The organism is Streptomyces sp. RG80 (assembly GCF_040446465.1).
Taxonomy (GTDB): domain Bacteria; phylum Actinomycetota; class Actinomycetes; order Streptomycetales; family Streptomycetaceae; genus Streptomyces.
Genome location: NZ_JBEAAJ010000011.1, coordinates 113,522 through 121,744 on the forward strand (window position 1 = coordinate 113,522; position 8,223 = coordinate 121,744).

Here is an 8,223-nt window from a genome sequence, read left to right on the forward strand (position 1 = left end):
GACCGTGGGTTCGAACTGGTCACTCGTGGAACGGCGTTACTTGAGTCCGGAGGTGGAGATGCCCGCGACGAAGCCGCGCTGGAGGATCAGGAAGAGCACCAGTACCGGCACGACGTATATCAAGGTGCCTGCCGCGACGAGGTTGTTGAGCTGGCCCCCGTGCGCGTTCTGGTAGCCGACGGTGAGCTGTACCGCGAGGGTCGTGCGGCCGGTGTCCAGCAGCAGGGCGGGCGCGATCCAGTCGCCCCATGTCCAGGAGAAGGACAGGATCAGGCTGGTGGCGATGACCGGCCACGACTGCGGTAGGAAGATCCGCCAGAAGATGCGGATCTGCCCGCAGCCGTCGACGATCGCGGCCTCCTCCAGTTCCTTGGGCATGTTGGTGAAGAACTGCCGGAAGAGGAAGATCAGATACGGTGCGCCGGCCAGACCCCACAGCACCCACGGCATGTAGGTGTTGAGCAGGCCGATCTTGCCGAACAGGAGGTAGGTCGGGATGAGGGTCATGACCTGCGGCAGCATCATCGTCGACAGGAGCACGCCGAAGATGACCCGCTTGCCCGGTGCGTCGAGGCGGGCGAAGCCGTACCCCGCCCAGGCCGAGGCGAGGGTTGCGAGGACCGAGTAGATGACGGCGATCGTCAGGGAGTTGCGGGCGTAGCCGAGGTAGTCCCACGTGGTCAGCGCATCCACGAAGTTCTCGGGCCGCGGGAGATGCGGCCACCAGTGGATGGGCACGGCACGCAGCTCCGACGGGTCCTTGAACGCGGTGATGGCGATCCAGGCGAAAGGGCTGAGCATGAGGACGAGGATGCTCACCAGGAGCATGTAGACGACACTGCGCCGGGAGAGCACCATCACGCGCCTCCGATCGTGCGGGTCTTGGTCTTGGCTCGCTCCGGCTCCACGGAGTAGAAGACCGCGCCCTTGCTGAGTTTGAAGACGACGAGCGTGACCGCGACGATGATCAGGAAGAGCACCCACAGCAGGGCGGAGGCGTACCCGTAACGGCCGTCGACGAGGTATTGGTTGAGCACGTGGATCATGAAGAGGGAGTTGCTCTCCGGGACGGCCGCGAGGCCCTTCGGGCTGGGGTCGAGCGAGATGAGCAGCGGTGCGAAGGTCTGGAGCGCGGCGATGATCCCGGTGACGACCTGGAAGAAGATGACGGGCGAGAGCAGCGGCAGGGTGATCCGGGTGAAGGACTGCCAGGGACTGGCGCCGTCCATCCGGGCCGCCTCGTGCATCTCCTTGGGAATGTCCTGTAGTCCCGCCAGCGAGATGATCATGACGTTGCCCACGCCCCACAGGGTCAGGATGATCAGCACCCAGCGGGCGTAGGGATCCGCCAGCCATGCGAGCCCGTTGACGTCGAAGAGGTCCAGAAGGCCGTTGGCCGCCCCCGAGTCACGGTCGAAGATCATCCTGAAGGTGAGGGCGGCGCCGACCGGCGGCACCACGGCGGGCAGGTAGAGCAGCGTGCGGAACACGCCGCGGCCCCGTATCGGCTGGTTCACCAGCACGGCCAGGAACAGCCCCGCCACGATCGTGAGCGGCACGGTCAGCACGGTGAACACTCCTGTGCGCGCCAGGGAGTTCAGCGTCTCCGCGTCGGAGAAGACGTCCTTGTAGTTGTCCAGGCCCACGAAGCGGGTGGTCGGGGAGAGTCCGTCGGAGTTGGTGAAGCTCAGCCACAGCGCGTACGCGAGCGGAAAGGCCGTCAGGGTCGCGAACCCCAGCACCCAGGGACCGACGAAGGCATAGAAGGCCCAGGCCCTGCGCGTCGTCAGCGAGCGGCGTCGGCGTGACGGCCCGGAGGCCGCCGTGCCGGCCGGGGTCGGGCTCTGCGAGCCCGGCCCGGCAGTGGTTCCGGTGAGCTGTTCGGTGCTCACCCCAGCGTCTCCTTGCCCTGGGAGAGCAGGTCGTTCATCTGCTTGTTCAGCTCGTCCGCCACCTTGCCCGCGGAGGTGCCGGACCTGACCGCGCCCGGCAGCACCTTGCTGATCACTCCGTCCAGGGCCGCTATCTGGGCGTACGGGGTGAAGGGCAGGACCGAGAAGTGGGTGAGCTCCTGCTCCTGCACCTTGAAGGCCTGCTTCTGGTACGGCTGCTCCTGCGGCATCTTCGAGCGCAGCGACTTCAGGGTGGGGATGCCCCAACCCGCGGCGGCCCGGCCCTGGGCGGGCTCCCCGCCGAAGAACCACTCGAAGAACTTCCAGGCCTCGTCCTTGTTCTGGGCGTCCCTGGGCATCCAGAAGCCGGTGGCACCGAAGCAGGGGCTGACGCGGTTGCCGCCGAACTGGGGCGCTGGTGCGAGGCGCGAGACCTCGGCGACCTTGGGATCGCCGGCGATCGCCCCGCCGAACCAGTAGCCGTCGGTGGCCATCGCCATCCGGCCGGCCTGGTAGGTGGGCCAGTCCCAGCCGTCCGGGTTGGGGTTGGTGACGCTCGGGCCGATGTCGGCCTTCGTGTAGTCCAGGTACCACTTGAGCGCCTTGAGCGCTTCGGGGGACGAGAAGTCCACGGTGGCCAGGTCCTCGGCGAACAGGCTGCCGCCGGCCGACGCGGTCGCGCCCATGATCTGGGTGAAGTAGCCGAGTCCCGTGGCGTTCATGCCGTAGACCTTCACCTTGCCCAGCCGGCGCTTGACCAGGCGCTTGCCGAGGTCGAGCCACTCGTCGCGGGAGAGCGGCTCGGTCTCACTGGGCAGGTCCAGCTTGGCGGCCTCGAACAGGTCGGTGCGGTACCAGAACATCTGGTCCTGCGAGAAGTCCTTGGCCATGCCGTAACGGGGGCCCGCGCCCTGCTTGCCGCCGTCGTAACGCCAGAGGTCGTTGACGGGGTCGAGGTCGGAGGGCTTGAGCGCCTCGCTCTTGGCGAAGTACGGGTCGAGGTCAGTCATCAGCTTCCGCGCCGCGAAGTACGGGGCGTCCGTGGCACCGAGCCCGCGCACCACGTCCGGCGGGGTCTTGCTGGCCAGCATGGCGTTGAGCTTCGTGGGGTCGCTCTTGAGGAGCCTGATGTTCACGCCCAGTGCCTTCTGGGCGGCCTTGATGTCGAAGTCCTCCTTCTCGCACATGACGGTGAGCGTCTTCTTGCCTCCGCCCGAAGCGCTGCCGTCGTCGACGGAGGCGGCACAGCCGGACAGCGCGGCCGCTCCGAGTGCGGCACCGGAGAGGGAGAGGAATCGGCGTCTGTCGAGGGACGCTGAGGTCGGGAGGGACATGCCGGACAGCCTTTCGGGCGGGGTGTACGGGAATTGGGGAACTGCCACGGGGAGTAGCGGCAAGGCGGGACTCAGGGAGGAGCGGGAGTGAGCGAGCGCCGCGGGTGAATCGGCAGGTGTATGCGAGGGTCACCGGCATGGGGTGCGCCGGTCGGGCGCCACCAGGAGGCCGATGAGCCGTCGGTGTCGGAGCAGGGACGCAGCGCGCGTGTCAGGGTTGAGGCGGCGCGTGGAACTCCGGGACCCAGGCCTCGTCGGCTTGTGTGACGACGTCAGCGTGGGCCCCGCACCCTCGTGGTCCGTGCGGGTTCCGGACTCATCGAGGGATACGGCCTACCGGCGTCCAGCGGTGGCGGTTGGCTGAGGGGAGCACGTCCTGGCGTCCCAGAGGGATCTTGGTGCAGGGGGGCCGGTGCGGGGATACAGGGAAGCCATGCCGACCTTCTTCTGCCGGCGGCGGCCGGCTTCGAGCGGAGGAATACGCCGAATCCGGTAAACCGGGTGTTACGGCTGGGAGGCGGGATCAGAATGTCCGCCTAGTTCATCGTCGTCAAGCCCTTGAGTTCGGGCTTTTTCCGAACCACCCCGCAGTCGATCAGCGGACACGACCTCCTGAACACGTGATTCGTACAGTTCAGAAGGGCATCTCCGGCAACGACCTCCACAGTCCGACCTGTCTCACCGCGAAAGCATCCACAGGCGGGCTGTCGGGAACCTTTGACAACGATGAACCTCGGTGCGATGCTCACACCGCCCGGGCCGGTGGCCCCCGCACACGAGGAGACCCCGTGCCGCTGAGCACCCCATACACACGGCCCGCCGGCCACCTCTTCGCCTACTTCACAGGCGAGGACCACGCCGACGGCGAACAGGTCCGCTTCGCGCTCTGCGACGAGCCCGGCATGGCCCGCTGGACCCAGGTCACCGCCATACCGCCGCTGGCCCCGGTCGACGGAGGCGCGCGGGATCCCTTCCTGATCCGCGCCGCGGACGGCAACGGCTTCCATCTGCTCGCCACCGACCTGCGCATCCACGGCGGTGCCGGTTGGGACGAGGCCATCACGCACGGCAGCCGCAGTCTGCTCGTGTGGGACTCGGCAGACCTGCGCAGCTGGGAGGGCCCACGGCGGGTGGAGGTCATGCCGGAGTCGGCGGGCTGCGTCTGGGCGCCAGAAGCCGTCTACGACCCCGGCCGGGACGCGTACCTGGTGTTCTGGGCCTCCACCCTCTACGCGGCGGACGACCCCGGGCACCACAGGCCCTCGTACCAGCGCATGTTCTGCGCGACCACCAAGGACTTCCGCACCTTCGGCGAGCCATGCGTGTGGCTGGACACGGGATACCCCGTCATCGACTCCACCGTCGTCGAGGACGACGGGTGGTTCTACCGGTTCACCAAGGACGAGCGCCTGCCCGGTCCGGACGCCCCCGACGCGAAGTTCGTCTTCGTGGAACGCTCCCGGGACCTGACCTCGCACGAGTACGAACCGGTGACGCACGGCGTGGGCCGCGCCGTCGACGGGGCTGCGGGACTGGCGCAGGCCGAAGGCCCGATCGTGCTCCCCGCGCCGGACGGACCGGGCTGGTTGCTGCTGCTCGACGAATTCGGCGGCCGCGGATACGTGCCCTTCCGCGCCGACCGCCTCGACAGCCCGACGTGGCGTCCCGCGGCCGACCCCGGCAGCTGCGCGCTGCCACCAGGACTCCGCCACGGGTCGGTGCTGCCGCTCACCGAGGCGGAATGCGCCGCGCTGCACACCTTGATCCTCGCCGAAGCCTAGAGTTCAGCCATGTCCACGATGAACGACGTGGCCCAGCGGGCCGGGGTCTCACTGAAAACGGTCTCCCGGGTGGTCAACGGCGAGCCGAGCGTCAGCGAGCAGACCCGGCAGAAGGTCGACGCCGCGATAGCAGAGCTGGGTTTCCGGCCCAACTCGGTCGCCCGCAACCTGCGTACCGGCCGGATCGACGTCGTCGTTCTCGTCCTTCCGCAACTGTCCCAGCCGTACTTCTCCTCGCTCGCCGAAGCGATCATGCGGGAGGCCGAACGACACGGGTTCACCGTGCTGATCGAGCTCACCGACGGAGATGCCGAAGCCGAGATGGCGCTGGTGCGTGAACACGGTCCGCACCTGGGCGGGTTGCTGATGTACCCGGTGGGGCTGTCGGACGCGCAGGCCCGGACCGTCGCCGGGATCGTGCCGACGGTGTTCATGTCCGAACGTGCCTACGACGCGCCCGTCGACCGGGTCGCCATGGCCAACCGGGAGGGTGTGCGTGCCCTCGTCGGGCACATGGCGTCCCTGGGGTACACCCGGATCGCGGCCCTGGGCGCCGACCACAGTGACCTGCCCGAGCGGTCGGCGGCCCATCTGCGCCTGGAGGGCTACCGCGACGGCCTGCGCGACGCCGGTCTGCCCTACCTTCCCGAACTGGTCGTCGACGTACACCCCCAGTGGAGCCGCCAGTTGGGCGCCGCGGGCGTCCGACGGCTGATCGAACAAGGCACCTCGTTCGACGCCGTGGTCGGCTTCGCCGACGCGCTGGCGCTGGGCGCCCTGCACGCCGTACAGGAAGCGGGGCTGCGCATCCCCGCGGAGGTGGCCGTCGCCGGATTCGACGACACGGACGAGGCCGGCTACTCCTATCCGTCACTCACCTCCGTCGCCCCCGGTACGGCGCAGATCGCGAGGGAGGCGCTGGCCCTGCTCAACGACCGTATGAACGGTGCCGCCGCCCAGCCGGCGGAGCGGCTTGTCGTCGCCGACTTCGAGCTCATGGTCCGTGAATCGACTCTGGGAGGGATGGCCGCATGGGGCGGAGCGTGACGATGAGCACCGTGGCCGAGAAGGCGGGCGTGTCCGCCAAGACGGTCTCCAACGTCATCAACGGCACCGGTTCCTTCAGCCCCGAGACGGAGAACCGCGTCCGCGCGGCGGTCGAAGAACTGGGTTACCGGATCAACCCCTTCGCCCGCGGTCTGCGCTCGCGGCGCACCGGCACCATCGGGCTGGTCCTCCCGAATGTCCAGCAGCCGTCCAACGCGGAGCTGGCCGAACAGGTCATCAGGGCCTCGGAGACCGGCGGCCTGAAAGTGGTGGTCGAGACCACCCGTGGGAGCGCCGAACGGGAGCGGACCGCCCTGTCCACGTCGTACCAGGAACTCGTGGACGGGATCATCTACCTGCCGCACGCCCTCACTCCCGAGGAGTACCTGTCCCTGCCCGTCACCCAGCCCACGGTCATCCTCGGTGAGCGCAAGGCCGACGCGGCCGGGCTGATCCCGGACCACGTCGAGATCAGCGACGAACAGGGCGCGCACGCGGCCGTCGCCCACCTGCTGGCCCAGGGCCGCCGCCGCATCGCCGCCATCGGTCAACAAGGAGAGCCACAAGCCGGATCCCGGCGCCTGGACGGCTACCGCAGAGCCCTCGCGGAATCGGGGGTGGCCTACGACGACTCCCTGGTGATCGGTGTGGCCGATCCCGACCTGTGGTCATCCGGGGCCGGTGCGGTGACCCGGCTGTTGCGCACCCGCGTCCGCTTCGACGCCCTGTTCTGCCACAACGACGTCGTCGCCATCGGCGCCCTGTCGGTGCTCGAACGCAGCGGCGTGGCCGTACCTGACGAGGTCGCGCTGACCGGCTTCGGCGACATCGAGGCAGCCCGCTTCACCTCACCACCGCTGACCACCGTCGACCCACGACGTGAGTCGATCGCCCGCAAGGCGGTGGAGCTCCTGCGCTCACGCATGGATCTGCCGGACTTCCACGACCTTCCCGGTCGCACCGAGAGCGCCGGATTCACCTTGCGTGTGCGGGGCTCCTCCGCGCCTTGAGGTACGGGGGCGAGGGTGGGGTGCGCACCCGAGTCCGCCATGGTCAGGTCGGGAGCAACTCCGTGAAGTCGCAACGCGCCCCGGAGGCACAGGCCGACCATGGGGTACGGACCCGGTGGCAGTCCCAGAATCAGCGCGTCACCGGGACGACATTGAGGTCTGCGCCATCGCCAGACCCTTACTGCGCCTTGTAGCCGCCGTCGACGTTCAGGATGGTTCCGGTCACGAAGGACGAGGCCGGCGAGGCGAGCCAGGTGATGGCCTCAGCGACTTCGGTGGGGCGCCCCATCCGGTTCACCGGCTGGAGAGCGGCGATGCCGGCCTCGTCCCATGTGCCGGCCTCGATGGCGGCGTTGAGGATGTCGGTCTTGATCGCGGCAGGGGCGACCGCGTTGATACGTATGCCGTCGGTGGCGTACTCCAGCGCGGCGGACTTGGTCAGGCCGACCACGGCGTGCTTCGTGGCGGAGTAGTTGGCCGCGTAGCGGATGCCGCCCAGGCCCGCGATCGAGGCCAGGTTGACGATGGAGCCGCCGGGCGTGTCCTGGGCCAGCATCTGCTGGATCTGGTACTTCATGCTCCAGAAGACGCCGAGCACGTTCGTGGTGAGCATCTGCTGAAAACGGCTGGTGGGCTCGTCGGCCATGCGGCCGGCGTCGAGGGAGATCCCGGCGTTGTTGACTGCGACATCGAGTCGGCCGTAGCGCTCGACGGTGGTCGCGACCAGCGCGGCGACGGACTCTTCTGAGTCGACATCGACAGCGACGAACCCGGCTTCCCCACCGTTGTCGCGGATCTCGCGGACGACGGCTTCGCCCGCTTCCTTGCGTCGGCCGGAGACGACGACGGCGTGGCCCGCACGGGCCAGAAGAAGGCTGGTCTCCTTGCCGATGCCGGTGGTGGCTCCGGTGACCAGGGCGACGCTGGAAACGCTCATGACGTGGACCTCTTTCACATGCGAGTAAGCACAGCCGACGATCCCACTTCAAAAGACCGCCGGTCTCTTGTGTCAGATTAAGAGACCGGCGGTCTGATGTCAAAAGACCGGCAGTCTGTAACATGGGGGGATGACGACCTTCCAGCGAGCGCGCAGCGAGGAGCAGCGCGAGATCCGGCGGCGGGCGATCCTCGACACCGCGGCAGCGATGCTCGACGAGAT

Annotated in this window: 7 protein-coding genes and 1 pseudogene; 4 read left to right on the forward strand and 4 right to left on the reverse strand. The window is 68.4% G+C overall.

The annotated features are described in order from the left end of the window. Nucleotides 1–36: 36 nt before the first annotated feature. The 3 genes from ABKA17_RS35170 to ABKA17_RS35180 are packed head-to-tail and all read right to left on the reverse strand — an operon-like array spanning nucleotide 37 to nucleotide 3,226. On the reverse strand, nucleotides 37–858 hold the full coding sequence (locus ABKA17_RS35170; protein WP_353696404.1) for a carbohydrate ABC transporter permease: 822 nt from the start codon (nucleotides 856–858) through the stop codon (nucleotides 37–39). Beyond that, nucleotides 858–1,892, reverse strand: coding sequence for a carbohydrate ABC transporter permease (locus ABKA17_RS35175; protein ID WP_353696405.1), 1,035 nt, complete (start codon nucleotides 1,890–1,892; stop codon nucleotides 858–860). Before ABKA17_RS35175 ends, ABKA17_RS35170 begins: the two co-directional genes overlap by 1 nt. Continuing rightward, nucleotides 1,889–3,226: an extracellular solute-binding protein gene (locus ABKA17_RS35180; protein WP_353696406.1), complete on the reverse strand. Its 1,338-nt coding sequence runs from the start codon at nucleotides 3,224–3,226 to the stop codon at nucleotides 1,889–1,891. The genes ABKA17_RS35175 and ABKA17_RS35180 overlap by 4 nt, the downstream gene beginning before the upstream one ends. 788 nt (nucleotides 3,227–4,014) lie before the next feature. Between ABKA17_RS35180 and ABKA17_RS35185 the strand changes: the two genes are divergently transcribed. The 3 genes from ABKA17_RS35185 to ABKA17_RS35195 are packed head-to-tail and all read left to right on the forward strand — an operon-like array spanning nucleotide 4,015 to nucleotide 7,064. Beyond that, complete coding sequence (locus tag ABKA17_RS35185) at nucleotides 4,015–5,007, forward strand: glycoside hydrolase family 43 protein (RefSeq protein ID WP_353696407.1); 993 nt, start codon at nucleotides 4,015–4,017, stop codon at nucleotides 5,005–5,007. Nucleotides 5,008–5,016: 9 nt separating this feature from the next. After that, nucleotides 5,017–6,054 carry a LacI family DNA-binding transcriptional regulator gene (locus tag ABKA17_RS35190; protein WP_353696408.1) on the forward strand — a complete coding sequence of 346 codons (1,038 nt, stop codon included), beginning with the start codon at nucleotides 5,017–5,019 and terminating at the stop codon, nucleotides 6,052–6,054. 2 nt (nucleotides 6,055–6,056) lie between these two features. Continuing rightward, nucleotides 6,057–7,064, forward strand: coding sequence for a LacI family DNA-binding transcriptional regulator (locus ABKA17_RS35195; protein ID WP_353696409.1), 1,008 nt, complete (start codon nucleotides 6,057–6,059; stop codon nucleotides 7,062–7,064). 178 nt (nucleotides 7,065–7,242) lie between these two features. Here the strand turns inward: ABKA17_RS35195 and ABKA17_RS35200 are convergent, their stop codons facing one another. Then, nucleotides 7,243–8,001 (reverse strand): glucose 1-dehydrogenase, encoded by a 759-nt coding sequence (locus ABKA17_RS35200; protein ID WP_353696410.1) that lies wholly within the window; start codon nucleotides 7,999–8,001, stop codon nucleotides 7,243–7,245. A gap of 130 nt (nucleotides 8,002–8,131) precedes the next feature. On the opposite strand from ABKA17_RS35200, the pseudogene ABKA17_RS35205 reads away from it, so the two are divergent. Further along, a pseudogene (locus tag ABKA17_RS35205) lies at nucleotides 8,132–8,223 on the forward strand (TetR/AcrR family transcriptional regulator); the annotation flags it as partial.

Coding starts and splice junctions, on each gene's coding strand:
- ABKA17_RS35190 (WP_353696408.1), top strand. CDS start 5,017: ATGTCCACGATGAACGACGTGGCCCAGCGGGCCGGGGTCTCACTGAAA.
- ABKA17_RS35195 (WP_353696409.1), top strand. CDS start 6,057: ATGAGCACCGTGGCCGAGAAGGCGGGCGTGTCCGCCAAGACGGTCTCC.
- ABKA17_RS35200 (WP_353696410.1), bottom strand. CDS start 8,001: ATGAGCGTTTCCAGCGTCGCCCTGGTCACCGGAGCCACCACCGGCATC.
- ABKA17_RS35180 (WP_353696406.1), bottom strand. CDS start 3,226: ATGTCCCTCCCGACCTCAGCGTCCCTCGACAGACGCCGATTCCTCTCC.
- ABKA17_RS35170 (WP_353696404.1), bottom strand. CDS start 858: ATGGTGCTCTCCCGGCGCAGTGTCGTCTACATGCTCCTGGTGAGCATC.